This window comes from Rodentibacter ratti (assembly GCF_002000485.1).
Taxonomy (GTDB): domain Bacteria; phylum Pseudomonadota; class Gammaproteobacteria; order Enterobacterales; family Pasteurellaceae; genus Rodentibacter; species Rodentibacter ratti.
The window spans coordinates 18,070-43,374 of sequence record NZ_MLAJ01000015.1; the positions used below are offsets into that span (position 1 = coordinate 18,070).

The window sequence follows — 25,305 nt, forward strand, 5'->3', positions numbered from 1 at the left end:
TTATGAAAGTGATTATTCCGGTTGCCGGTTTAGGCACTCGTATGTTACCTGCAACAAAAGCAATTCCAAAAGAAATGCTTACGTTAGTAGATAAACCACTAATTCAATATGTAGTAAATGAATGTGTTGCGGCAGGTATTAAAGAGATTGTACTCGTTACCCATTCATCAAAAAATGCTATAGAAAACCACTTCGATACCTCTTTTGAGCTTGAAACAATGTTGGAAAAACGCGTAAAGCGCCAACTTTTAGAGGAGGTACGTTCTATTTGCCCTAAAGATGTTACTCTCATACATGTACGCCAAGGTAATGCGAAAGGCTTGGGTCATGCTGTATTATGTGGACGCTCAGTTGTAGGTAATGAGCCTTTTGCTGTTGTTCTGCCGGATGTGTTACTTGCTGATTTTAGTGCGAATCAGAAAAAAGAAAATTTATCCGCTATGATTAAACGGTTTAATGAAACTCTATCTAGTCAAATCATGGTGGCTCCCGTTGCTCAAGAAGAAGTGAGTAGTTACGGGATCGTTGATTGTGGTAATGTAGAACTAAAAGATGGAGAAAGTGCTAAAATTGAAAATATCGTTGAAAAACCTTCAATTGAAAATGCGCCATCTAACCTTGCTGTGGTCGGTCGTTACGTATTTTCTTCCACGATCTGGGACTTATTAGAAAAAACGCCTGTTGGTGTAGGTGATGAAATTCAATTAACTGATGCTATTGATATGCTGATCGAAAAAGAAAATGTTGAAGCATTCCATATGACAGGTAACTCCTTCGATTGCGGTGATAAAATCGGTTATATGAAAGCTTTCGTTGAATATGGCATTAGACATGAAAAACTAGGTAAAGATTTTAAATTATTTATTAAAAGCCTGGCAAAAAGCCTATAAAACGATAAGAAAAGCGGTTAATTCACCGCTTTTTTGTCATTAGCTCTGGCGATAGGTCTAGATGTAGAGTAAAAATAAGTATTTTTAATAGCCTTCCTGAATAAATCTACGCGAATAGAAGTCGCAGTACAGCAATTATTTTACCTAAATTTTATTTTCTTGATTCAAATCATTCGTTATCAAAATATAATTGATTTCACTTACGAATTTAAAACAACAAAAAAGCTCGCAATTGCGAGCTTTTTAATTTTTATTCAACTATTTATTCCGCGGTTGTTTCCACAATCTCTGGGCGTTCAACTAACTCAATATAAGCCATTGGAGCATTATCACCTGCACGGAAACCACATTTTAAAATACGGGTATAACCACCTGCACGTTGAGCAAAACGTGGACCTAATTCATTGAATAACTTCGCAACAGTTTCAATGTTACGAGTACGAGCGAATGCTAAACGACGGTTTGCAACGCTATCTTCTTTTGCTAATGTAATTAACGGTTCAACTACACGACGTAATTCTTTAGCTTTAGGTAAAGTTGTCTTGATAATCTCGTGACTAACTAAAGCACTGGCTAAATTACGGAACATCGCTTGGCGATGGCTACTATTACGGTTTAGTTGACGACCACTCTTACGATGGCGCATGATATTATCCTTCTCAGAAAAACCTTAATCTATGCCAAATTAGTCTTCAGCAATACTTGCTGGCGGCCAATTTTCAAGGCGCATACCAAGTGACAAACCACGTGAAGCAAGTACATCCTTAATTTCAGTAAGTGATTTCTTACCAAGATTAGGCGTTTTTAATAACTCAACTTCTGTACGTTGTACTAAGTCACCGATATAGTGAATTGTTTCTGCTTTCAAACAGTTAGCAGAACGAACTGTCAACTCTAAATCATCTACAGGACGTAGTAAAATCGGGTCAAATTCCGGTTTTTCTTCCTTGATTTCAGGTTGACGAACATCACGTAAATCAACGAATGCATCTAGTTGCTCTGCTAAGATTGTTGCTGCACGACGAATTGCTTCTTCAGGATCCAACGTACCGTTTGTTTCTAAATTAATTACTAATTTATCCAAGTCCGTACGTTGTTCAACACGAGCTGCTTCAACATTATAAGAAATGCTTTCGACAGGACTATAACAAGCATCAACAAGTAAACGACCAATTGGACGTTCATCTGTCTGAACACGAGTCGAAGCCGGAACGTATCCTCTGCCACGCTGAACACGAATACGCATACTAATTGAGGCATTTTCGTCAGTTAAATGACAAATCACATGGTCTTGATTTACAATCTCAACATCCCCATCATGGGAGATATCTGCTGCAACAACAGGGCCAATTCCAGATTTATTTAGTGTCAGAATAACATCATCTTTATTCTGTACTTTGACCGCTAGACCTTTAAGGTTTAAAAGCACTTCAAGAATATCTTCTTGAACTCCTTCCTTACTACTATATTCATGCAATACTCCATCGATCTCTACTTCAGTTACAGCACAACCTGGCATTGAAGATAGAAGAATACGGCGTAATGCATTACCTAGAGTATGACCAAAGCCACGCTCTAACGGTTCAAGGATCACCTTAGCATGTGTTGAGCTAACCTGCTCAATATCTACTAAACGTGGTTTTAAAAATTCTGTAACAGAACCCTGCATTTTATCCTCTCTTTACTTTTAAGCTTAACTATTATTTCGAGTAAAGCTCAACGATCAGATGTTCGTTAATATCTGCTGATAAATCAGAACGTTCAGGAATACGTTTAAAAACACCTTCCATTTTAGTTGCATCAACTTCTAACCAAGTTGGTTTCTCTCTTTGTTCTGCTAATTCTAATGATGCTTTAATCCGAGCTTGTTTTTTAGATTTTTCTCTAACAGCTACTACATCATTAACTGCAACCTGGAAAGATGGGATATTCACAACGCGACCATTTACTACAATCGCTTTATGACTTACCAACTGACGAGCTTCTGCTCGAGTTGCAGCAAATCCCATACGATAAACAACGTTATCCAATCTACCCTCTAATAACACTAATAAGTTTTCACCAGTGTTACCTTTTAAGCGATTCGCCTCTTTATAGTAGTTACGGAACTGACGTTCTAAAATACCATAGATACGACGAACTTTTTGTTTTTCACGTAATTGACTACCATAGTCAGATAAACGTGGTTTACGAGCACCATGTTGACCTGGAGCTGTATCAATTTTACATTTTGAATCAATCGCACGCACACCTGATTTAAGAAATAAATCAGTGCCTTCACGACGGCTGAGCTTGAGTTTAGGGCCCAAATATCTTGCCATTTTCTTTCTCCAACTATCCTATTACGTCACTAAACACGACGTTTTTTCGGTGGACGACAACCGTTATGAGGAATCGGGGTTACATCTGTAATATTCGTGATACGGAAACCCGCAGCATTTAATGCACGGATTGTTGACTCACGACCTGGTCCCGGACCTTTAACCATAACTTCCAAGTTCTTTAAGCCGAATTCTTTAACGATTTCAGCACAACGTTCAGCAGCAACTTGTGCAGCAAACGGTGTAGATTTACGAGAACCACGGAAACCTGAACCACCAGCTGTTGCCCATGCTAAAGCATTACCTTGGCGGTCAGTAATAGTAACGATTGTGTTATTGAAAGATGCGTGAATATGAGCTACGCCATCTACAACTTGTTTTTTTACACGTTTACGTGCACGAACTGGTGTTTTAGCCATTATTTACCCCGACTATTTTTTGATCGGTTTACGAGGACCCTTACGGGTACGCGCGTTAGTTTTAGTACGTTGACCACGTACCGGTAGACTACGACGATGGCGTAAGCCACGGTAACAACCTAAGTCTAGAAGACGTTTGATGTTTAGTGTTACTTCACGGCGTAAGTCACCTTCAACGGTAAATTTACCAACTTCGTCACGCAGTTTGTCAATCTGCTCTTCAGACAATTCTCTGATCTTAACATCTTCGGCAATCCCCGCTGCAGCACAAATAGCTTTTGAACGAGTTTTACCGATACCATAAATTGCAGTTAAGGCAATCACAGTATGTTTGTGATCAGGAATGTTAATGCCTGCAATACGGGCCACTATGCACTCCTATATTCTAAATTAATTGGTATTCTGATCTTGAAAAGCCCGTTTTCAGGATACTCAAACAGAATACCAAGGATGTAAATGAGTCGGGCAGTATAACTGCTCAACTGGTTCTTTGCAAGAAAAATGTCAATTAACCTTGACGTTGTTTATGTTTAGGGTCACTACACAATACGCGCACAACACCTTCACGTTTAACAATTTTGCAGTTACGACACATTTTCTTTACGGAAGCACGAACTTTCATTGCTTATCCTTTTTTACGTTAATCGGACAATTACTGTCCTAACCCCTTGAGGTTTGCTTTTTTCAATGCAGATTCATATTGAGACGACATTAAGTGACTTTGAACCTGTACAATGAAATCCATAATTACAACGACAACGATTAATAATGATGTTCCACCGAAGTAGAATTTAACATCCCAAGCCGATGTCATAATATAAGGGACCAAACACACAAATGTTACATAAAGACCGCCAATTAAAGTTAAACGAGTCATTACTTTATCAATGTAACGGGATGTTTGCTCACCTGGTCTAATTCCTGGGATAAATGCACCAGATTTTTTTAAGTTATCTGCCGTATCACGCGGGTTATATTGCATTCCGGTGTAGAAGAAACTGAAGAAAATAATTGCAATTGCATAAACAAGCAAATATAGAGGCTGACCAGGATTCAACAACATTGATAAATTATTCAACCATTCAAATTTATCATTCTGACCAAACCATTGAGTTAATGTGGCTGGGAATAAGATAATGCTAGATGCAAAAATTGCCGGCATTACATTTGCCATATTAACTTTTAATGGTAGATGTGTTGAGTGTCCACCTAAGATCTGACGACCTTGCTGACGTTTAGCATACTCAATTCGAATTCGACGTTGTCCTCTTTCTACAAAAACAACAAAATAAGTTACCGCAAAAACAATTGCTGCTATTAGTAAAAGAACTAATGGATGCATTTGTCCTTGGCGAGCCTGCTCAATTGTTTCTAGAATAGCTGAAGGTAAACCTGCTACGATCCCACCGAAAACAAGAATCGAAATACCGTTACCAATTCCTCTCTCTGTAATTTGTTCACCTAACCACATTAAAAATATGGTACCAGTTACTAAACTCACTACTGAGGTAAAATAAAAACTGAATCCAACATTTGGAACCAGTCCGGGTAACATATTTGGTAACCCTGTTGAAATTGCAACAGCTTGAATAGTAGCAAAAACTACCGTAGCATAACGAGTATACTTGGTAATTTTTCTTTGACCAGCTGCGCCTTCTTTCTTCAACTCAGCTAAAGCAGGAGAAACCGTTGCTAACAATTGAATCACGATAGATGCCGAGATATATGGCATAATACCTAGCGCAAGAATTGAAGCTCGGCTTAATGCACCACCAGAGAACATGTTGAACATATCAATGATGGTACCTTCTTGTTGTTCAACTAATTGAGCGAGTACGGCTGCATCAATACCAGGAACCGGAATAAATGAACCAATACGATAAACGATAAGTGCACCTAAAACAAAAAGCAATCTACTTCTTAGCTCACTTTTACCACTATTGGTACTTCTAGCTTGATAACCTGGTTGTTTAGCCATTTGCTAATTATTCCTCAATTGAACCGCCAGCAGCTTCAATTGCTGCTTTTGCACCTTTAGTCACACGTAAACCACGGATAACAACTGCAGATTTCAATTCACCGGCTAAAATAACTTTAGCAAATTGAATATCTTTAGTTAAAACATTTGCAGTTTTTAACGTTTCTAAAGTTACTACACCGCCTTCTACTTTATTTAAGTCATTCAAACGAACTTCTGCGGTAACTGCAGCTTTCATTGAAGTGAAACCAAATTTTGGTAAACGACGGTATAATGGCATTTGACCGCCTTCAAAACCGCGACGAACCCCGCCACCGGTACGAGATTTCTGACCTTTATGACCACGTCCACCGGTCTTACCTAGACCAGAACCAATACCACGACCAAGGCGTTTAGAACTATGTTTGGCGCCTTCAGCCGGAGATAGAGTATTTAAACGCATCTCTTACTCCTCTACTTTAACCATGTATGAAACCTGGTTAATCATTCCACGTACTGCTGGTGTATCAATTAACTCAACTGTGTGGTTCATATGGCGAAGACCAAGACCACGCAAGGTAGCTTTATGCTTCGGTAAACGAGCAATCGAACTACGAACTTGTGTTACTTTAATAGTTTTAGCCATTATCAATTACCCCAAAATTTCATCAACAGTCTTACCACGTTTTGCAGCAACCATTTCTGGTGATTTCATGTTTGCTAATGCATCAATAGTTGCACGAACAACATTAATTGGGTTGGTAGAACCGTATGCTTTAGAAAGGACGTTACGAATACCAGTAACCTCTAACACTGCGCGCATCGCACCACCTGCAATGATACCAGTACCCTCACTAGCAGGTTGCATAAATACACGAGAACCAGTATGAACACCTTTAACAGGGTGTTGCAATGTACCTTCATTTAAAGCTACATTAATCATATTGCGACGAGCTTTCTCCATCGCTTTTTGGATCGCTGCCGGAACTTCGCGTGCTTTACCATAACCAAAACCTACACGGCCATTTCCATCACCCACCACAGTTAATGCGGTGAAGCTCATAATACGACCACCTTTTACAGTTTTTGATACACGGTTTACTGCGATTAGCTTCTCTTGCAGTTCACCAGCTTGTTTTTCGATGTTTGACATCTCAATTTACCTCATTAGAACTGTAGACCAGCTTCACGAGCAGCGTCCGCTAGAGTTTGGACACGTCCATGATATTTAAATCCGGAACGATCAAAAGCAACAGCTTTTACGCCTTTTGCTAATGCACGCTCTGCAACGGTTTTACCCACTACTGCAGCTGCGTCTTTGTTACCGGTGTATTTTACTTGCTCACGAATTGCTTTTTCAACAGTTGAAGCAGCGGCAAGCACTTCTGAACCGTTCGGTGCAATAACTTGTGCATAAATATGACGTGGAGTACGGTGAATAACTAAACGAGTTACACCTTGCTCTCTCATCATATAGCGTGCACGAGCTGCACGACGGATACGAGCTGATTTCTTATCCATAGTGTTACCTTAATTATTTCTTCTTAGCCTCTTTGATACGTACCACTTCATCAGAGTAACGTACCCCTTTACCTTTATAAGGCTCAGGACGACGATAAGCACGAATATCTGCTGCAACTTGACCGATTAGCTGTTTATCAGCACCTTTCAATACAATCTCTGTTTGAGAAGGACATTCAGCAGTAATACCTGCCGGCAAAGTGTGCTCTACGGGGTGGGAATAGCCCAAACTTAATGCAACGACATTACCTTTAAGTTGAGCTCTGTAACCAACACCAACCAATACTAATTTTTTAGTGAAGCCTTCATTAACACCGATAACCATTGCATCAACCAATGCACGAGCCGTGCCTGATTGGGCATTCGCATCAACAAAACCTTCACGTGGAGCAAAAGTTAGTTGACCATTATCTTGTTTAACTTCAACTGAATTATGAATTGTGCGAGATAACTCGCCATTTTTACCTTTTACTGTTAATAACTGACCGTTAAGTTTAACCTCAACACCGGCAGGAATATTAACAGGTGCTTTTGCAACACGAGACATTTTCCTACCTCTCTATTAAGCTACATAACAGATGATCTCACCGCCTAAGCCAGCTTGACGAGCTGCGCGGTCAGTCATAACACCTTTAGATGTAGAAACAACAGCAACACCTAATCCACCCATAACTTTTGGTAACTCGTCTTTACGTTTATAAATACGAAGACCAGGGCGGCTTACACGTTGGATACTCTCTACAACCGGTTTTCCTTGGAAATATTTTAAAGTAATTTCTAACTCAGGTTTCACACCTTCTAAAACTTTAACGCTTTCGATATAACCTTCAGCAGCTAATACATTGGCAATTGCCACTTTTAGCTTGGATGAAGGCATACTGATCGCAACTTTGTTCGCAGCTTGACCGTTACGAATTCGGGTCAGCATATCTGCGATTGGATCTTGCATACTCATTGTACTTTTTCTCCGATTCCAAAATAAAGTGGTATATTACCAACTCGCTTTTTTAAGGCCTGGGATTTCACCGCGCATTGCAGCTTCACGGACCTTAATACGGCTTAAACCAAACTTACGAAGAACGCCGTGTGGACGTCCAGTTTGGCGGCAACGGTTACGTTGACGAGATGGGCTAGAATCGCGTGGTAAAGTTTGTAACTTTAATACCGCATTCCAACGATCTTCGTCAGAGGCATTGACATCTGAAATGATTTTCTTTAATTCCACACGTTTAGCATAGAATTTTTCAGCCAATTTAACGCGTTTTACATCGCGTGCTTTCATTGATTGTTTAGCCATAATAACCTGCCTTATTTACGGAATGGGAAATTAAAGGCAGCAAGTAGTGCTTGACCTTCTTCATCATTCTTAGCAGTAGTTGTGATAGTGATATCTAAACCACGTACACGATCTACTTTATCGTAATCGATTTCAGGGAAGATGATTTGTTCACGCACACCCATACTGTAATTACCACGACCATCAAATGATTTCGCACTCAAACCGCGGAAATCACGAATACGTGGAACAGCAATTGTAATTAAACGTTCAAAGAACTCCCACATACGCTCACCGCGTAGTGTTACTTTACAACCGATTGGATATCCCTGACGGATTTTAAAGCCTGCAACAGATTTACGAGCTTTAGTTACTAAAGGTTTTTGACCGCTAATTGCTGTTAAGTCCGCTACTGCGTTGTCTAGCAATTTTTTGTCGGTCAATGCTTCACCCACACCCATATTCAGGGTAATCTTTTCGATTCGTGGGACTTGCATGACAGATTTGTAGCCGAATTTATTTTTTAATTCGTTTACTACTTGATCTCTGTAGTAATCATGCAGTTTCGCCATCGCATTACTCCAGTTTGTTAGATAATTTCATTGTTAGATTTAAAGAAACGTACTTTTTTGCCTTCTTCAAATCTAAAACCTACACGATCAGCTTTATTTGTTTTCGGGTTAAAAATCGCAACATTTGAAACGTCAATTGCTGCTTCTTTTTTCACTAAGCCACCAGCTTTGCCTAATGCAGGAACCGGTTTTTCATGTTTAGTGATAATATTGACACCTTCAACAAAAACTTTACCGTTCGGTAACACTTTAGTTACCTTACCACGCTTGCCTTTATCTTTACCGGCAAGCACAATTACTTCATCGTTTTGACGAATTTTTGCAGCCATTTGTCACTTCTCCTTACAGTACTTCTGGTGCCAAAGAAATGATCTTCATGAACTTCTCAGAACGTAGTTCACGCGTCACAGGTCCAAAAATACGAGTACCGATTGGTTGCTCAGTGTTATTATTTAAAATGACACAAGCATTGCCATCGAAGCGAATGACTGATCCATCTGGGCGACGAACACCCTTCTTGGTGCGCACAACAACCGCTTTTAATACATCACCTTTTTTCACTTTACCGCGAGGAATTGCTTCTTTCACAGTAATCTTGATGATGTCACCAATTGCAGCATAACGACGGTGCGATCCACCTAGAACCTTGATACACATTACGCTGCGAGCGCCTGAGTTGTCAGCAACATCCAGCATAGTCTGTTCTTGGATCATATTAGTGCTCCGTTAAGTTAAAAAAACACCCTTTCGGGACGAACATACTTACATAAGCATAAGACAGATGTAAGAGGTTGCGGAATATAGCATAAAGGACTAGGTGAATCAATAAGATTTATCGATAAAATGTGAAAAGACGGAGAAAAAACAAATGTTTTTACAATGCTATCTGTGGAAAATATTGCTCTGTAATATCAACAAGATCTAACAAAGAAATAAATTGCACTATATTTTCTTTAGGTAAAAGTGCGGTCAAATTTCTTGCTAAAATATCCTGTTCCAAGGCAAAACAACCGCCCTTGCAAAGTTTAAAATAATCGGGGTATTTTATTATCAATAATACGGCATCTTGCCAAAGTACAATCGCATCATTTTCTGTAACCAAAGAAAGATAGCCGATTAATTCTTCTTTATCGTAAGTTGCTTGAGAAAAACAATAGAGCATAAATATCCCTTAAAATGTGAGTAATTTATCGGCTTGGTTCAGCTTAGCGAATAATACCGTACGATCAATTTTTTTTCCCGATACTATAAGCCTATCCTCTACGATACCGAATTTATCAAGGGACTCCCGACAAATAAAACGCTGTTCGATATTATATAAGTCCAATAACTTAAACGTGCGAATAAAATCCTTTTGTAATAACTGCTCCGGTTGCTGCCCGTTTAGTAAATTAAACACGCCATCATCAATAAAAAATACACCTATTTCTTCCTCATCACAAAATGCTGTTGCGGCAAGTAAGGCATCCAACCCTTCTCGGGCAAAAGATTTACCGTGTGGCGCAGAACGAAACAAAAAGGCTATTTTCATAATGTAATTACTCTATCGGCGTTTAATGTTGCAGCCATGAACTCCCCTAAACCGGTAATCATAAAACCTTCTGCCAGATTATGGTTGTTCCCGGTTTCCGCCGTCATTTCATTTACTACACCTCGACGTTGTGATGCCGCCACACACAAACATAAAGGGATATCATATTTATCGGCAAAAACTTGCCAATATCGCGGTAAGTTCACCTCATCACTAGCCGGATAAACAAAAGCATTACCATTGCTTACCCCTTCTTGGAAAAAGAAAACCTGCTTGATACTATGTCCTTTCTCAATTAAAGCTTCTGCAAATTGATACGCAAGGTAAGCGCCTTGTGTACCGTAAACAGGACTTTTTACCGCAAGTACATAGTTCATTATTCTTGCTCTTGTTTAATTTGACGAATATAAAGATAGACAGTGTGGCGGGAAATATCCAAGCGTTCTGCGACTAAATTAATGGCATCTTTAATATCAAAAATTCCTTTTTCATATAATGAAATCACAATTTGGCGGTTTTTATTATTATTCGCCACTGTGCGATCCGCATTGACCTCTTCAATGGTTTTTTCAACGGTTTGCGAAACCAAATCTTCCATAGAGTTCGCAAAATTTACAGAAGAGGCTTCTTCTGCCTCAATGGTTGGCATAAACGATTGAATAAATTTTGAAACCGGCACATCAAGATTAATGTTAATACACAGTAACCCTATGATTCTTTGGCTTTTATTACGAATTGCGATAGTAACAGATTTCATCAAGACATTATTTTTTACTCTTGTGAAATAAGGTTTCGAGACATCCTCACTTTGCATACTGTGTAAAGAGCGTAATGCCAAATCCGTGATAGGAGAGCCTACTTGGCGATTAGTATTATGTCCGTTAGCAATGCAAATAGCGGAATGCTCAATATCATCCAAAGAATGCAAAACAATCTCACAATGCTCACCAATAAGTGCGCTCACGCCATCCACTACGGCTTTGTAAGAATTTAAAATTGTGTGATCTTCATCGGTGAAAATATATTCGTCATGTAACATGAATAGATCCAAATCTATGCTAAAAATAACCGCACTTTTGCAATGGGAAGGTAAGAATAAAACATAGCTTTTGGCTATGTTTTATTCAAGTTTATAGATTATTTATCTTTAGGATTAACGTCCAATACTTCTACTTCAAAGTACAATGTTGAATTTGGTGGGATAGACGCGCCAGCCCCTTGTTTACCATAAGCCAATTCAGGAGGAAGTACTAACTCAATTTTGCCGCCTTTTTTCACTAATTGAAGTCCTTCTGTCCAGCCTTTCACAACTTGATCTAAACGAAATTCTGCCGGTTGACCACGCTCTACCGAACTATCGAAAACTTCACCGTTTGGTAATTTACCCGTGTAATGTACTTTGACCGTATCCGTTGGCTTAATCACCTCACCTTTTCCGGCTTCAACGAGGCGATATAATAAACCGGATTTTGTGGTTTTCACGCCTTCTTTTTTGGCAAACTCAGCACGATATTTATCGCCTTCATCTTGTGCCTTCTGTGCAATCTCTTTCATTTTCACTTGTTCACGCGCAACGACTTTTTGTTGAAACTGCTCTAAAGTTTGCGTCAATTCACCAATTTTTTCTTCGGTAAATTTACCTTTCAATACATCATCCACCGCTTTATTTACTTGCGCTTCGTTTAATTTAATTTCACCTTGTTCTGCCAGTAATTTTGCCTGCGTCATAGAATAAGCAGTTAAGGCATAAGATACATCATCATTAAATTTCGCATCAGTCTTTTCATCTGCAAAAACAACACCGGAAACAACCGCACTTACCATTAATGCTGCCAATGAAAATTTTTGAATTTTTAACATTGTTATTAATCCTTTATAATAGAAAAGTGCCGAATAGATTAAATCGGATTTAAGCTATTCTCAACTTTTTTTTAAAATTTAGAGAAAAATCATGCAAATTCAACAAAGGTTAGAAAATCGCATTACCGAACTTGAAATGAAAGTGGCATTTCAAGAACAATTGTTAGAGGAATTAAACCAAGCATTAGTTCAACAACAATTTGATATGGATAGAATGCAACTGCAATTACGTTATATGGCAAATAAACTGAAAGACTTCCACCCCTCAAATATTGCCAGCCAAGCAGAAGAAACTCCTCCGCCGCATTACTGAAAAAAATGGATAATCAATATTGATTATCCGTTTTTGCTTGTGATTATCCCACCACGCTAAATGATAAATCTTGATAAACTTTTCCCATAATTTGGATTTGCAATTTATATTTACCCAGAGGATCGGTTTCATCAAAATGCCAACATCTGACTAAACTTCTACCTTGATCCGATGTTTTTAATGTACTGCGAATCACATTCACTTTGCCATTTTGTGAGGTTGAGACTTCGGAGCCTTTTGCCACAATCTTTTGTTTTGCCGGCGCTTTTAAGGTTTCAATTGTGCTCACCGATTCGGAAAACTGACCTTGCGCCACCCAACAAAGTCGAAGATTGGATTGGCTACGTGATAATGCGGTTGTTTTGAGATCGGTGAAAGGCTCCGTTGAAGTATTAAACACAGAAAGATAAATTTCCGGCGATACTGTTTTTTTCTCTTTTTGACTGTCTGCAGCATTGGCCTCTGCCATATTTACCGCCCCAAATAACATCGTTGCAATAGAAATTAAACTGAGAGTTTTCTTCATTTCTTTTCCTTTTAATGAATAAAAAATAAACTAAAAATTATTCACAAACTCGCTTACTCGTTTGTTCACCCTATCGGGGCCGTTAGCAAAGCCGATATTCAAAAAACGTTGTTTTTTGTGACCGCACTTTATTGCACAATCATTATCCCAATGCAGCCCATATCGGCAAGCATAAGATTCGATGCGCCAAAAATAAACGGATAGTTATTGGAGGAAGGTTGATCAAAACGCACTAAAATTTGCGTTTTTCCTCTCACCCACACGGTATCTTTCCAAACTAACTCACTCTCTTTCGACACACCATTCTCATTACTTTCTACGATGAATTTCGCCCCTTGAAGGGTAAATCCAACCGGCAGAGAACTGGTCAAAATCCAGCGTTCCACCGAGCCTTGTTTGGCCACCACATCCACACGGCGCGGATCAAAACGTTGTTGGTTAATTAAACCGCTTGTGACATCCAAAACAAATGTGCGCTCTCGTTCAACCTTTGCATTGAGCATAGACACCGCATCTGTCTCAAACGTTACATCCATTTTTTGAGCGAAAGCGGAAAAATCACCTTGAGGGCGTAATTCTAATACAGTATTTTCCACTAATTCACCGTCAGAGGAAAAAATCTGTTTCACTTTGTCAAAAATACCTCGTTTATGCCCCGAGATAAGCGAGACATTGCCGCCTTCACTTAGATTAAGCAAGATTTCTGTCCGCTCGCCGGGTGCTAAAATAAAGGATTTCACCACATTGCCTCGAGGAAGAAAACCCAAATCTTTTGCAATCACCGTGATGCCTTGATCGTTATCCAAACGCAGCTCATAAGCCCGCGCCAAAGAGGCGTTGAGCAAACGCAATCTCACCCAGCCACGAGGCACCTCTAAATAAGGGGCTTCCAAACCATTAACTAATAAACGATTCCCCACAAAGTGCGGTTGATTTTGTTTGAATAGTTGTACCCCTTCACTGTTAAATTCCATATCCTGTAAAATCAATGGAATATCATCTACCCCATATTTACGGGGAAGAGCGGATTTAGTGCTTTGCTCATCTTCAATCAACCACATTCCCACTAATCCCCGATAGGTTTGATAAGCAGAGTTGGCCAATGTCGCAGAGCGATACCAACAAGTGGCGGCAGGTTGATCAATCGGCACAATCGGTGCCCAAGACTCGCCTTTTTTAAGTACTCGTGCCGCCCCGCCAAACAATTCACCGGAAGCCTGTAAACCTTGGATAGAAAGGGAAACATGTTGAGGTAAATTATTGTGGTAATTGAGTTTTGCAAAACTCCCCGACTTAATTTTGATTGTCGGCCCTAAATAATTACCATTAAAGCCCCACACGCTGACCTGATGTTCACCGTCCAGCTTATATCCGGCCTCTTCCATCGTCAGAATAATCGGGCGACCACGGCGCACTTCAACCAATGGCGGCACGACCAATTTAGCTCGTGTCGCAGCAATGAGAGGTGTCGGCACAGTAAAAAGTGCGGTGGAAATTGCACTTGTTTTTAGCAACTGGCGGCGGGAAAGTTTAAGCATTTGAACTTTCCTTATCTTGATGGGATTGCATAATTTCCGCATCCAATTCGGCAATACGCTTTTCCATTAAATCGTGGCAGTATGTAGCTAAATCCCGCACGGATTCTTTGCTATAACCGCTCGTATCAATCGGCGCCATCATTTCGCAAATCACCTTGCCGTTATCCCAACGATTGAGATCGATTTTGTTATGAGTGGTTGAACACACCACCGGAATAATCGGTACACCGGCGGCAACCGCAGCATAAAACGCACCGGTTTTAAAAGGTAACAATCCCCGTCCACGACTTCGCGTGCCTTCCGGAAACATCCAAATAGAAAGGTTATCTTTATTAATACGCTCTGCAAGCTGTGTCATTGTGCCATGGGCTTTAGAACGATTTTCCCGATCCAAAAAAACATTGCCCGTTACCCAATACAAAATGCCGAAAAACGGTATCCAAATCAGGCTTTTCTTCCCAACACTCACGGTACGAGGCTGCACCATATAAGAAATCGTCACCATATCGTAGTTATTTTGGTGATTACCAATATAAATCGCACGCCCAAAGTTTTCTTTATTTTCCGGAAAGCGGTGTTCCACTTGTAACCCGAAAAGCGGGGATAAACGCCCAAACCATCGAGCCATCACGCCCACATTACTGGGATTTTTAAAGCGGATGAAGGAATAAATCGTGCCAAGCACACAGATTAAAATACAACAAATCACCACAATGAGGATTCGAGCCAGTTTTAACATATCAACACCTATAAGAAAATTTCGCGGAAGTATAGCAAATTAGAAGGGATTTTGTGCTAATCTAGGCAAAAATTTACGGAAATTCTATGAAAAAGACTTATTTCATTGCCGATCTTCATCTGAGCGAAACACAACCAAAACTGACCGCACTTTTCTTAGATTTTATGCACAATCTCGCACCGAACGCAGCAGCGGTTTATATTCTCGGTGATTTATTTGATTTTTGGATTGGTGACGACGAACAATCGCCATTAATTACTCAAGTTAAAGGTGCGATTACACATCTCACAGGACAAGGTATCCCTTGCTACTTTATCCACGGCAACCGTGATTTTCTCATTGGAAAACGCTTTGCTAAAGAAACAGGGATGACTTTACTGCCCGATTATCAAATGATTAATCTTTACGGTATGCCTACCCTACTCTGCCACGGCGATACCCTTTGTATTGATGATGTCAACTATCAACAATTCCGCCTCAAAGTTCATCAAAAATGGCGGCAATGGCTTTTCCTGCATTTACCCTTAAAAGTGCGGTTAAAAATTGCAGAGAAAATTCGGGCAAAAAGCCGAAAAGACAAAGCACACAAAGCCGATGAAATTATGGATGTTAATCTTCCCTTCACCTTATCCCAAATGCAGCAATATAATGCCCCTCTGTTAATTCACGGGCATACCCATCGTGAAGCGATTCATCACTATGAGGGCAAAAAACGCATTGTACTAGGCGATTGGCGAACCGATTATGCCTCCATTCTCGTGGCAGAAGAAAATGGGGAAATTGGCTTCCTAAAATAGCCTAATTCCGTGTGAAAATATTCAAATCGTCTTTTCATACTTATAACTTTTTTATCTATCAAATAGCCTTTATTTCTTTCCAAAACCAAAACTCCTCACGTACTATCAGGCAACAAATGATTTTTACAACAGGAGTTTTTTATGTCTCAATCTCAATTTACTATCCACAATATTGAAACCGCACCAGAAGCCGCAAAAGAAGCCTTAACTGCGGTCAAAAATGCCAATGGATTTATTCCCAATTTAATCGGTGTATTGGCTAATGCCCCAACCGCCTTAGAAACCTATCGTACCGTGGGCGGCATTAACGGTAAAAATAGCCTGACCGCAACAGAACGTGAGGTCGTACAAATTACCGCAGCAGTGGTAAACGGCTGTGGATTCTGTGTGGCAGGACATACAAAAATAGCCTTAAAAGTATTAAAGTTAGAGGAAGATCTTGTCAATCAAATCCGTGCCACCGCACGTATTGAAAGCGATGATAAACTTGATACCCTCGCCCGTTTTACCCTTGCGGTCATATTACAAAAAGCAAAACTCACACCGGCGCAACTGCAAGCCTTTTTTGATGCGGGCTATACACAAGAAAATGCGATTGATGTCATCCTTGGGGTGAGCCTCGCCACATTATGTAACTATGTTAATAATATTGCAGAAACCCCAATCAACCCTGAATTACAACCCTTCGCATAATTCCTTCTCTCCTTATGGCAAAGTATTATCTTTGCCATTTTTCTAGGGTATGTGGATATTTTGTCACCTTTAATCATCAATAAGTTATTAATAAAAAAGGAAATATAATGAACAGCCGTGATCTTTACCCTCATGAAATTTTACAAGATGTCATTGACAAAAGTTATGCCAAATCACAAGGTCATCTTAAAACCCTCGCCATTCTCAGTTTTTTAGGCGGCGGTTATGTCAGTTTCGGTTATATGGCTTACTTGAAAGTGGTGAGCGGAATCCCCTCCGAGTGGAGCGGGCTTGCCACCTTATTAGGCGCGGCTGTGTTTCCTATTTGTCTAATCTGTATTCTCATTGGCGGAGGAGAACTCGCCACTGGAAACATGATGATGATGGCATTAGGGCGGCTCAGTAAACGTGTCAGTTTCAAAAAATTAGTCCAAAACTGGGGTATCGTCAGCCTTGGTAACCTTGCCGGCGCACTGTTTATGGCATTTTTCTTAGGACATTATGTGGGCTTGGCAGAAGGTATTGCTGCCTCTAAAACCATCGCCATTGCAGAAGCGAAAGTACAAATGGATTTTTCCCGTGCCTTCATCTCTGCCATTGCCTGTAACTGGATGGTCTGTATGGGAATTTGGTTTTATTTTGGGGCAAAACAAACCTCAGGGCGAATCCTTGCCATGTGGTTTCCCGTGATGATTTTTGTGCTTATCGGTTTACAACATTTTGTCGCCAATATGTTTATCATTCCAGCCGGAATTTTTGCCGGTGCGAACATCACTTGGGGAGAGTTTTTCTTAAATATGATTCCGGTTTTCCTCGGCAATGTTACCGGTGGAGCCGCCTTCGTTGGCGCCTCTTATCTCTATGCCTATCGTCATTTATTAAAAGAAGACTACCAAATCTAAACTCAAAGTGCGGTTAAAATCAACCGCACTTTTTGTTCCCTCTTATTAAAAACTCGATCCCGGTTGGGTTAAAAACTCGACTTCTTCTGCACTACTTTCCCGACCTAATACGGCATTGCGATGAGGATAGCGGCCGAAACGATCAATAATCACCTTATGTTTCAATTCAAAATCCACGCTTTCTTCAGGGCCAAATTGTTCAAATAAAGGCACGGCTTGTTCATGAATCACCTTGCTTTCACTGTGCATTAACGGCATCAGCATAAAATGACGCTCACGTACCGTCATATTTTTAAATTCAGCTTGTTTAACGGCTTCTTGTGCCAATGCAATAGCCATATTATCTTGTGCAAATGCCAAGGGGCTATCACGATGTAAATTGCGTGAAAATTGATCCAATACAATAATTTCCGCCAATCGACCTTGCACCGTTTCGCGCCAATGATTTAGTTCCGATTGTGCCGCTTGCTGCCATAAATCATAAAATTGCTCACGGATTTTGCGGTCAAATTCCTCACTTTTAGCAAACCAAAATGGTTTTGTTTCCTCACTAAACCAAAAATCAAGTACGCGTTGGTAAGACATTGCTTTCTCCTCTCAATAAAAAACGAGTAATATTTTACAAGAAAACTGCTTAATAAAGAATGCTACAAAACAAACGCAAACGTTTTCGTTTTTCTCCCTTTTCCTTTATAATAGCGCGCAATTTTCATTTCTATTCAGACTCAAAGGGAATCCTTATGTTTCAAATTTTTCGTGGCTCACCTGCCCTTTCCGAATTCCGTATTAATGGCTTAATGCAAAAATTCCAACAAAACGGGCTGCCGGTGAAATCTGTCTATGCCGAGTATGTTCATTTTGTCGAACTCAATGCAGCGCTTTCCGGCGAACAGGAAAGCAAGCTAAAAGCCTTGCTCCATTACGGTCCTACCTTGGCAGAACACGAAGCAAAAGGTGAAACCTTCATTGTTATCCCACGTGTCGGCACCATTTCCTCTTGGTCATCCAAAGCGACGGATATCGCCCATAATTGTGGCTTAAAAGAAGTGGATCGAATTGAACGTGGTCTTGCCTATTACTTTGAATTTAACCAACCTTTAGATGAAAAAACACAGTCAAAATTAACCGCACTTTTGCACGACCGTATGATGGAAACTGTGGTGCGTGATGCCAAAGATGCCGAAGTTTTATTCCGCCACCAAGCACCAAAACCTTTTACCACTGTAGATATTTTAGGCGGTGGCCGAAAAGCGTTAGAAACCGCCAATATTGAACTGGGGCTTGCTTTAGCGGAAGATGAAATTGATTATTTGGTGGAAAATTTCACCGCCCTTGGACGCAACCCGAACGACATTGAACTTTATATGTTTGCCCAAGCCAACTCCGAGCATTGTCGCCATAAAATCTTTAATGCAGACTGGGTGATTAACGGTGAAAAACAAGAAAAATCCTTGTTCAAAATGATCAAAAACACCTTTGAGAAAACCCCAGATTACGTGCTTTCCGCCTATAAAGATAACGCCGCTGTGATGGAAGGCTCTAAAGTGGGACGTTTCTTTGCCGATCAAGATGGGCAATATCGTTACCACAATGAAGATGCACATATTTTGATGAAAGTGGAAACCCACAATCACCCAACGGCGATCTCGCCTTTTCCGGGGGCGGCAACCGGCTCCGGTGGGGAAATTCGTGATGAAGGGGCAACCGGCCGTGGGGCAAAACCGAAGGCCGGTTTAACCGGTTTTTCCGTATCAAACTTGGTGATTCCAAACTTTGAGCAGCCTTGGGAAAATCCGCTTTCGAAACCTAACCGCATTGCTTCAGCACTCGATATTATGATTGAAGGCCCGTTAGGGGGAGCGGCATTTAATAATGAATTTGGTCGCCCGGCATTGCTCGGCTATTTCCGCACTTATGAAGAAAAAGTGAACAGTTTTAACGGCGAGGAAGTCCGTGGTTATCACAAACCGATTATGTTGGCAGGCGGTATCGGTAATATTCGTGCCGAACATGTGCAAAAAGGCGAAATTCCTGTTGGCGCAAAACTTATCGTATTAGGCGGTCCTGCGATGAATATCGGCTTGGGTGGCGGTGCCGCCTCCTCAATGGATAGCGGTAAATCAAAAGAAGATTTGGATTTTGCTTCCGTTCAACGGGAAAACCCTGAAATGGAGCGTCGCTGCCAAGAGGTGATCGACCGTTGCTGGCAACTGGGTGAAGAGAACCCGATTTTATTTATTCACGATGTGGGTGCAGGCGGTTTATCCAATGCGATGCCTGAATTGGTGCACGATGGAGAGCGTGGCGGAAAATTCGATTTGCGTTCCATTCTTTGTGATGAAAAAGGGATGTCACCGCTTGAAATTTGGTGTAACGAATCACAAGAACGCTATGTTTTAGCCATTGCACCGGAAAAATTGGATTTATTTACCGCACTTTGTGAACGTGAACGCGCGCCTTTTGCGGTGATTGGTGAAGCCACAGAAGAAAAACATTTAACCTTACACGACAGCCATTTTGATAATAATCCGATTGATTTGCCAATGAACGTGCTGCTCGGTAAAACGCCAAAAATGACCCGCAATGTGCAATCAAGTGCGGTCGAAAATCCACCTGTTTCACAAGACAATATTGTGTTGAAAGAAGCCCTCCATCGTGTATTACGTTTACCGGTGGTAGCAGAAAAAACCTTCCTCATTACCATTGGCGACCGCTCTGTCACCGGTATGGTGGCACGGGATCAAATGGTCGGTCCATGGCAAATTCCAGTTTCCGATGTGGCCGTCACTACCGCAAGCCTTGATAGTTATCACGGTGAGGCAATGTCAATGGGTGAACGTGCTCCGGTAGCATTACTTGATTTTGGTGCCTCCGCCCGTTTGGCGGTGGCGGAATCCATCACCAATATCGCCGCCACCAACATTGGTGAGATTAAACGCATTAAGCTTTCCGCAAACTGGATGTCAGCAGCCGGTCACGGCGGTGAAGATGCCGGACTTTATGAGGCAGTGAAAGCCGTGGGTGAAGAACTTTGTCCTGCACTTGGCATCACTATTCCAGTGGGTAAAGACTCCATGTCAATGAAAACCACTTGGGAAGAAAACGGCGAGAAAAAAGCCGTTACCGCCCCACTTTCTCTCGTGATCAGTGCGTTTGCACGGGTGGAAGATGTGCGTAAAACCGTCACCCCACAACTGCGTACCGATAAAGGGGCATCCCGTCTCTTGCTGATCGATTTAGGCGAAGGCAAAAATCGTCTTGGCGCAACCGCCCTTGCTCAAGTTTATAAGCAATTAGGCGATAAACCGGCGGATGTGGAAAATGCGAATACATTGAAACAATTTTTTGATGCCATGCAAGCCTTGGTGGCAGAGCGTAAATTATTGGCTTACCACGACCGTTCCGACGGTGGGTTAATCGTCACCTTAGCGGAAATGGCCTTTGCCGGAAACTGTGGTATTGAAGTGGATATTTCCGCCTTAGGTGATAATGATCTCGCCGTGTTATTTAACGAAGAACTGGGCGCCGTGATTCAAGTGGCGGAAAGCGAATTAACCGCTGTGCGTGAGATTCTAAACACCCACAATTTATTACCGCTTACCCACGAACTCGGTGCGGTGACCACGGATGATCATATTGAAATCGCACGAGGTAATAAAAAATTACTCAGTGAAAAACGCTCCGAATTGCGTGCTATTTGGGCTGAATTAACTCATCAAATGCAGCGTTTGCGTGATAATCCGGAATGTGCCGACCAAGAATTTGAAGCGAAGAAAAATGCGGAAAACAAAGGATTATCTGCATTCTTAACTTATGATCCGAATGAAGATATTGCCGCACCTTATATTGCCAAAGGGGCAAAACCGAAAGTCGCCGTACTTCGTGAACAAGGGGTAAACAGCCATGTGGAAATGGCCGCAGCATTCGACCGTGCAGGGTTCGCCGCCATTGATGTTCATATGAGTGATTTAATGGCAGGGCGTTACCATTTAAATGATTTCAATGCGATGGTTGCTTGCGGCGGTTTCTCTTATGGGGATGTGCTTGGCGCTGGCGGTGGCTGGGCAAAATCAATTTTATTTAACCCACAATTACGTGAACAATTCAGCCAATTCTTCGCTAATGAAAACACCCTGTCTTTAGGGGTATGTAACGGTTGTCAGTTTATTTCTAATCTTGCGGAAATCATTCCGGGTGCAGAAAACTGGCCTCGCTTTGTGCGAAATAAATCCGAACGTTTTGAAGCCCGTGTTGGTTTAGTGAAAATCAACGATACCCACTCTTTATGGTTCCAAGGTATGGCAGGTTCCCATATGCCGATTGCCGTTTCCCACGGCGAAGGGCGTGTGGAATTCAAAGCACCGGAAAATTTAACCGCACTTCAAGCGCAGAACTTAATCGTTGCACAATATATTGATAACAACTTGAATGTAACGGAAACCTATCCGGCGAATCCAAACGGATCTGCCTTAGGTATCACTGCCATTTCTAACCTAGACGGTCGTATTGCGGCAATGATGCCACACCCTGAACGGGTATTTCGTGCCGTGAGCAACTCGTGGTATCCGGAAGATTGGAGTGAGGACGGTGCTTGGATGCGCTTGTTTAGAAATGCACGGGTGCAGTTTAAATAACACAACTATCGGGCTTTAAAGCATTTCATTGATGTGATTTACCTTAAAGCCCAAAATAACAAACGACCGCAAGTGCGGTCGTTTTTCTTTGCGTTTTAATTCACCATTTTCTTTAATTGATACAAATACGCCAGCGCCTGTTTTGGGCTTAATTCATCAGGATCAAGTTTCTCAATGGCGGTTCGTAACGCATCCGTTTCTTGTTCAAAGGCAAGCTCGCCTTGGTGTTGATTGGCTTCTCGCAAGGCTTGAATTTGTTGATCGGCAGCATGGCCCGATATTTTTTCTAATTGCGTCAATTTTTGCTTTGCCAGTTTAATGACTTGTTGCGGTACACCGGCTAACGCGGCAACGGCTAAACCATAGCTTTTGCTTGCCGCCCCTTCTTGTACGCTGTGCATAAAGGCAATGGTATTATTGTGTTCAAGGGCATCTAAATGCACGTTCACAATACCTGCAAATTGTTCCGGTAAAGCGGTTAATTCAAAATAGTGGGTGGCAAATAAGGTAAGCGAACGAATATTTTTCGCCAGCCATTCCGCACATGCCCAAGCAAGGGAAAGCCCGTCATAAGTGGAGGTGCCTCGCCCGATTTCATCAATTAAGACCAGACTTTGCGCACTCGCTTGATGGAGAATATTCGCCATTTCCGTCATTTCCACCATAAAGGTTGAACGACCGGAAGCCAAGTCATCAGAAGCACCGATACGGGTGAAAATACGATCTATCGGCCCGATTTGCGCCTGATCTGCCGGTACAAAACTTCCCATATAGGCCATTAAGGCAATCAATGCGGTTTGGCGCATATAGGTACTTTTTCCCCCCATATTCGGGCCGGTAATTATGAGCAAATGACGATCATGATTAAGTTCAACCGGATTGGCGATAAAAGGCTCTTTTAACACCTGTTCCACCACAGGGTGGCGACCATTCTCAATCGTCATACTGATTTCGTCACAGAATGTAGGCATCACATAATTTAATCGATCGGCACGTTCCGCCAAATTCACTAATACATCTAATTCCGATAAAGCAAGGCTTGCCAATTGCAATGCCCCTAAATGGGGAAGCAACAAATCAAATAATTCCTCGTAAAGCTGTTTTTCCAATGCCAATGCCGCCCCTTTGGATTTCAGCACTTTATCTTCATATTCCTTAAGTTCCGGGATAATGTAGCGTTCCGCATTTTTTAAGGTTTGGCGGCGTACATAATGAATCGGCGCTTTGTGAGCTTGCCCTTGACTGATTTGAATATAATAGCCGTGAACCGCATTAAAACCGATTTTTAAGGTGTCAATCCCCGTATTTTCCCGCTCTCGTTTTTCCAAATTTTCTAAATATTGGGTCGCCCCTTCAGACAGGGTTCGCCACTCATCCAATTCCGCATGGTATCCTTGTGCAATCACCCCACCATCACGAATCAAAAGTGGGGGCGAGTCAATAATGGCACGTTGAAGCAAATCACACTGCGCAGAAAAATCTGCGATTTGATTAAAAAGTGCGGTCAAAAATGGCGGTGTTTTTTGTTGAATGATCGTGCGTAATTCGGGAAGTTGCTCTAATGCAGTACGCAAACGGGTGAGATCTCGTGGACGAGCCGAACGCAACGCCACACGAGCCAAAATGCGTTCCATATCCCCCACTTGTTTTAAATAAGGTTGTAATTCATCCACCAAATCAAAATTTAAGATTTCCGCAATCGCCTGTTGGCGTTGTCGCAGTTTTTCAGTATTACGGATCGGCTGGTGAATCCAACGTTTGAGCAAACGACTCCCCATTGGCGTCACACATTTATCCAACACAGAAGCGAGGGTATTCTCCGTGCCTCCGGCAAGATTTTGAGTGAGTTCTAAATTGCGTCTTGTGGCAGCATCTAATTGAATATAATCTTGATTTTGAATCACGCTGATGCTGTGAATATGTGGCAGTGCAGTGCGTTGGGTTTCTTTGGCATATTGCAATAAACAGCCCGCTGCACTCAAACCAAGAGGGGATTTTTCTACGCCGAAAGCACGCAAATCTTTGGTACCAAATTGACGATTCAGCAAATTGATTGCCGTGCCAAGTTCAAATTCCCAAATGGGGCGGCGGCGTAATCCTTTACAATGTTCAATGATTGCCATGTCGCTGAAATCTTCGCAATAGAGCAATTCCACCGGTGAAATGCGTTGTAATTCCGCACGCAAGGTTTCTTTATTTTCCGGTTCGCACAGTTGAAAGAGACCGGATGTCATATCCAAGGTGGCTAAACCAAATCTTTCTTTTTCTTGATAGACAGCGGCAATCAAATTGTCTTGGCGTTCCGGCAACAGCGCTTCATCACTCACCGTACCGGGTGTCACAATACGCACAATTTGACGCTCCACAGGCCCTTTGCTCGTTGCCGGATCACCCACTTGCTCACAAATCGCCACCGGCTCACCTAATTGAACCAGCTTCGCCAAATACCCTTCTATGGCGTGATAAGGCACCCCGGCCATAGGAATGGGCTGCCCTGCGGATTGTCCCCGTTTGGTGAGGGAAATATCCAACAATGCCGCCGCTTTTTTTGCATCATCATAAAACAGCTCGTAGAAATCCCCCATACGATAAAACAGCAAAATATCCGGATTTTCCGCTTTGAGTTTGAGATATTGTTGCATCATTGGAGTATGCTGAGAAAAATTATCTTCTGAAATCATTGAGTTACCTGTTTTTGATAAGAAAATAGACGGCGATCTTGGTCGAAAAATAGCGGTTTTAATGTCGGTTATTTTAGAGGTTGAGAGAGGAAAAAGCCAATTACAATTTCCTGTATGTCGAAGCGCTATACAACA

The 25,305-nt window shown here is 41.5% G+C and carries 33 protein-coding genes; 6 read left to right on the top strand and 27 right to left on the bottom strand.

What is annotated here, in order from left to right; all coding sequences use genetic code 11:
* Nucleotides 1-2: 2 nt before the first annotated feature.
* Nucleotides 3-890, top strand: a complete 888-nt coding sequence (gene galU, locus BKG94_RS09165) for a UTP--glucose-1-phosphate uridylyltransferase GalU (RefSeq protein ID WP_077436425.1) — start codon at nucleotides 3-5, stop codon at nucleotides 888-890.
* A gap of 262 nt (nucleotides 891-1,152) precedes the next feature.
* Here the strand turns inward: galU and rplQ are convergent, their stop codons facing one another.
* From rplQ to BKG94_RS09275, 22 genes are all read right to left on the bottom strand, one after another.
* Complete coding sequence (gene rplQ, locus BKG94_RS09170; protein WP_077436427.1) at nucleotides 1,153-1,536, bottom strand: 50S ribosomal protein L17; 384 nt, start codon at nucleotides 1,534-1,536, stop codon at nucleotides 1,153-1,155.
* A 39-nt stretch (nucleotides 1,537-1,575) separates the two neighbouring features.
* Nucleotides 1,576-2,559 carry a DNA-directed RNA polymerase subunit alpha gene (locus BKG94_RS09175; RefSeq protein ID WP_077436429.1) on the bottom strand — a complete coding sequence of 328 codons (984 nt, stop codon included), beginning with the start codon at nucleotides 2,557-2,559 and terminating at the stop codon, nucleotides 1,576-1,578.
* 31 nt (nucleotides 2,560-2,590) lie between these two features.
* A complete protein-coding gene (rpsD, locus tag BKG94_RS09180; protein ID WP_018356917.1) occupies nucleotides 2,591-3,211 on the bottom strand; it encodes a 30S ribosomal protein S4 in 621 nt (206 codons plus the stop codon).
* Between the two features lie 29 nt (nucleotides 3,212-3,240).
* Nucleotides 3,241-3,630, bottom strand: a complete 390-nt coding sequence (gene rpsK / locus BKG94_RS09185; RefSeq protein ID WP_005543603.1) for a 30S ribosomal protein S11 — start codon at nucleotides 3,628-3,630, stop codon at nucleotides 3,241-3,243.
* 12 nt (nucleotides 3,631-3,642) lie between these two features.
* Entirely contained in the window at nucleotides 3,643-3,999 is a 357-nt protein-coding gene (gene rpsM / locus BKG94_RS09190; RefSeq protein WP_059366018.1) for a 30S ribosomal protein S13, read from the bottom strand.
* A 139-nt stretch (nucleotides 4,000-4,138) separates the two neighbouring features.
* Nucleotides 4,139-4,252 carry a 50S ribosomal protein L36 gene (gene rpmJ, locus BKG94_RS09195; protein WP_005625868.1) on the bottom strand — a complete coding sequence of 38 codons (114 nt, stop codon included), beginning with the start codon at nucleotides 4,250-4,252 and terminating at the stop codon, nucleotides 4,139-4,141.
* Between the two features lie 30 nt (nucleotides 4,253-4,282).
* Nucleotides 4,283-5,608 (bottom strand): preprotein translocase subunit SecY, encoded by a 1,326-nt coding sequence (gene secY, locus BKG94_RS09200; RefSeq protein ID WP_077436431.1) that lies wholly within the window; start codon nucleotides 5,606-5,608, stop codon nucleotides 4,283-4,285.
* A 7-nt stretch (nucleotides 5,609-5,615) separates the two neighbouring features.
* Nucleotides 5,616-6,050: a 50S ribosomal protein L15 gene (rplO, locus tag BKG94_RS09205; protein ID WP_077436433.1), complete on the bottom strand. Its 435-nt coding sequence runs from the start codon at nucleotides 6,048-6,050 to the stop codon at nucleotides 5,616-5,618.
* A 3-nt stretch (nucleotides 6,051-6,053) separates the two neighbouring features.
* Nucleotides 6,054-6,233 (bottom strand): 50S ribosomal protein L30, encoded by a 180-nt coding sequence (rpmD, locus tag BKG94_RS09210; protein ID WP_026215457.1) that lies wholly within the window; start codon nucleotides 6,231-6,233, stop codon nucleotides 6,054-6,056.
* A gap of 6 nt (nucleotides 6,234-6,239) precedes the next feature.
* Complete coding sequence (gene rpsE, locus BKG94_RS09215; protein WP_059366021.1) at nucleotides 6,240-6,740, bottom strand: 30S ribosomal protein S5; 501 nt, start codon at nucleotides 6,738-6,740, stop codon at nucleotides 6,240-6,242.
* 14 nt (nucleotides 6,741-6,754) lie between these two features.
* Complete coding sequence (gene rplR, locus BKG94_RS09220; protein WP_018356923.1) at nucleotides 6,755-7,108, bottom strand: 50S ribosomal protein L18; 354 nt, start codon at nucleotides 7,106-7,108, stop codon at nucleotides 6,755-6,757.
* Between the two features lie 13 nt (nucleotides 7,109-7,121).
* Nucleotides 7,122-7,655: a 50S ribosomal protein L6 gene (gene rplF, locus BKG94_RS09225; protein WP_077436435.1), complete on the bottom strand. Its 534-nt coding sequence runs from the start codon at nucleotides 7,653-7,655 to the stop codon at nucleotides 7,122-7,124.
* Nucleotides 7,656-7,670: 15 nt separating this feature from the next.
* Nucleotides 7,671-8,063: a 30S ribosomal protein S8 gene (rpsH, locus tag BKG94_RS09230; RefSeq protein ID WP_018356925.1), complete on the bottom strand. Its 393-nt coding sequence runs from the start codon at nucleotides 8,061-8,063 to the stop codon at nucleotides 7,671-7,673.
* A 36-nt stretch (nucleotides 8,064-8,099) separates the two neighbouring features.
* Entirely contained in the window at nucleotides 8,100-8,405 is a 306-nt protein-coding gene (gene rpsN / locus BKG94_RS09235) for a 30S ribosomal protein S14 (RefSeq protein WP_005701877.1), read from the bottom strand.
* An 11-nt stretch (nucleotides 8,406-8,416) separates the two neighbouring features.
* The gene (gene rplE / locus BKG94_RS09240; RefSeq protein WP_018356926.1) at nucleotides 8,417-8,956 is read right to left on the bottom strand and encodes a 50S ribosomal protein L5; all 540 of its coding nucleotides are present in this window, start codon (nucleotides 8,954-8,956) and stop codon (nucleotides 8,417-8,419) included.
* Between the two features lie 17 nt (nucleotides 8,957-8,973).
* A complete protein-coding gene (gene rplX / locus BKG94_RS09245; RefSeq protein ID WP_077436437.1) occupies nucleotides 8,974-9,285 on the bottom strand; it encodes a 50S ribosomal protein L24 in 312 nt (103 codons plus the stop codon).
* A gap of 13 nt (nucleotides 9,286-9,298) precedes the next feature.
* A complete protein-coding gene (gene rplN, locus BKG94_RS09250; protein ID WP_005548786.1) occupies nucleotides 9,299-9,670 on the bottom strand; it encodes a 50S ribosomal protein L14 in 372 nt (123 codons plus the stop codon).
* A gap of 160 nt (nucleotides 9,671-9,830) precedes the next feature.
* Entirely contained in the window at nucleotides 9,831-10,118 is a 288-nt protein-coding gene (locus BKG94_RS09255) for a DsrH/TusB family sulfur relay protein (RefSeq protein WP_077436439.1), read from the bottom strand.
* Between the two features lie 9 nt (nucleotides 10,119-10,127).
* The gene (gene tusC / locus BKG94_RS09260) at nucleotides 10,128-10,487 is read right to left on the bottom strand and encodes a sulfurtransferase complex subunit TusC (protein ID WP_077436441.1); all 360 of its coding nucleotides are present in this window, start codon (nucleotides 10,485-10,487) and stop codon (nucleotides 10,128-10,130) included.
* Complete coding sequence (gene tusD, locus BKG94_RS09265) at nucleotides 10,484-10,864, bottom strand: sulfurtransferase complex subunit TusD (protein ID WP_077436443.1); 381 nt, start codon at nucleotides 10,862-10,864, stop codon at nucleotides 10,484-10,486. The genes tusC and tusD overlap by 4 nt, the downstream gene beginning before the upstream one ends.
* Nucleotides 10,864-11,526: a helix-turn-helix transcriptional regulator gene (locus BKG94_RS09270; RefSeq protein WP_077436445.1), complete on the bottom strand. Its 663-nt coding sequence runs from the start codon at nucleotides 11,524-11,526 to the stop codon at nucleotides 10,864-10,866. The genes tusD and BKG94_RS09270 overlap by 1 nt, the downstream gene beginning before the upstream one ends.
* A 98-nt stretch (nucleotides 11,527-11,624) precedes the next feature.
* A complete protein-coding gene (locus tag BKG94_RS09275) occupies nucleotides 11,625-12,347 on the bottom strand; it encodes an FKBP-type peptidyl-prolyl cis-trans isomerase (protein WP_077436447.1) in 723 nt (240 codons plus the stop codon).
* A gap of 91 nt (nucleotides 12,348-12,438) precedes the next feature.
* On the opposite strand from BKG94_RS09275, the gene BKG94_RS09280 reads away from it, so the two are divergent.
* Entirely contained in the window at nucleotides 12,439-12,660 is a 222-nt protein-coding gene (locus BKG94_RS09280; protein WP_077436449.1) for a SlyX family protein, read from the top strand.
* Between the two features lie 43 nt (nucleotides 12,661-12,703).
* Here BKG94_RS09280 and BKG94_RS09285 read toward each other — a convergent pair whose 3' ends face one another.
* The 3 genes from BKG94_RS09285 to BKG94_RS09295 all read right to left on the bottom strand — a co-directional run bounded on the left by BKG94_RS09285 (nucleotide 12,704) and on the right by BKG94_RS09295 (nucleotide 15,463).
* Complete coding sequence (locus BKG94_RS09285) at nucleotides 12,704-13,186, bottom strand: hypothetical protein (RefSeq protein WP_077436451.1); 483 nt, start codon at nucleotides 13,184-13,186, stop codon at nucleotides 12,704-12,706.
* A 128-nt stretch (nucleotides 13,187-13,314) separates the two neighbouring features.
* Nucleotides 13,315-14,724 carry a multicopper oxidase domain-containing protein gene (locus BKG94_RS09290; RefSeq protein ID WP_077436453.1) on the bottom strand — a complete coding sequence of 470 codons (1,410 nt, stop codon included), beginning with the start codon at nucleotides 14,722-14,724 and terminating at the stop codon, nucleotides 13,315-13,317.
* Nucleotides 14,717-15,463, bottom strand: coding sequence for a 1-acylglycerol-3-phosphate O-acyltransferase (locus tag BKG94_RS09295; protein ID WP_077436455.1), 747 nt, complete (start codon nucleotides 15,461-15,463; stop codon nucleotides 14,717-14,719). The genes BKG94_RS09290 and BKG94_RS09295 overlap by 8 nt, the downstream gene beginning before the upstream one ends.
* An 86-nt stretch (nucleotides 15,464-15,549) precedes the next feature.
* Here BKG94_RS09295 and lpxH point away from each other — a divergent pair, with 86 nt between their 5' ends.
* The 3 genes from lpxH to BKG94_RS09310 all read left to right on the top strand — a co-directional run bounded on the left by lpxH (nucleotide 15,550) and on the right by BKG94_RS09310 (nucleotide 17,855).
* Nucleotides 15,550-16,260 carry a UDP-2,3-diacylglucosamine diphosphatase gene (gene lpxH / locus BKG94_RS09300; RefSeq protein WP_077436457.1) on the top strand — a complete coding sequence of 237 codons (711 nt, stop codon included), beginning with the start codon at nucleotides 15,550-15,552 and terminating at the stop codon, nucleotides 16,258-16,260.
* A gap of 141 nt (nucleotides 16,261-16,401) precedes the next feature.
* The gene (locus tag BKG94_RS09305; protein ID WP_077436459.1) at nucleotides 16,402-16,953 is read left to right on the top strand and encodes a carboxymuconolactone decarboxylase family protein; all 552 of its coding nucleotides are present in this window, start codon (nucleotides 16,402-16,404) and stop codon (nucleotides 16,951-16,953) included.
* Between the two features lie 107 nt (nucleotides 16,954-17,060).
* Entirely contained in the window at nucleotides 17,061-17,855 is a 795-nt protein-coding gene (locus BKG94_RS09310; RefSeq protein WP_077436461.1) for a formate/nitrite transporter family protein, read from the top strand.
* A 45-nt stretch (nucleotides 17,856-17,900) separates the two neighbouring features.
* Here the strand turns inward: BKG94_RS09310 and BKG94_RS09315 are convergent, their stop codons facing one another.
* Nucleotides 17,901-18,440, bottom strand: coding sequence for a DUF924 family protein (locus BKG94_RS09315; RefSeq protein WP_077436463.1), 540 nt, complete (start codon nucleotides 18,438-18,440; stop codon nucleotides 17,901-17,903).
* 155 nt (nucleotides 18,441-18,595) lie between these two features.
* Between BKG94_RS09315 and purL the strand changes: the two genes are divergently transcribed.
* Nucleotides 18,596-22,489, top strand: coding sequence for a phosphoribosylformylglycinamidine synthase (gene purL, locus BKG94_RS09320; protein WP_077436465.1), 3,894 nt, complete (start codon nucleotides 18,596-18,598; stop codon nucleotides 22,487-22,489).
* A 95-nt stretch (nucleotides 22,490-22,584) separates the two neighbouring features.
* On the opposite strand, the gene mutS is transcribed toward purL, so the two are convergent.
* A complete protein-coding gene (mutS, locus tag BKG94_RS09325; RefSeq protein WP_077436467.1) occupies nucleotides 22,585-25,170 on the bottom strand; it encodes a DNA mismatch repair protein MutS in 2,586 nt (861 codons plus the stop codon).
* Nucleotides 25,171-25,305 lie beyond the last annotated feature (135 nt).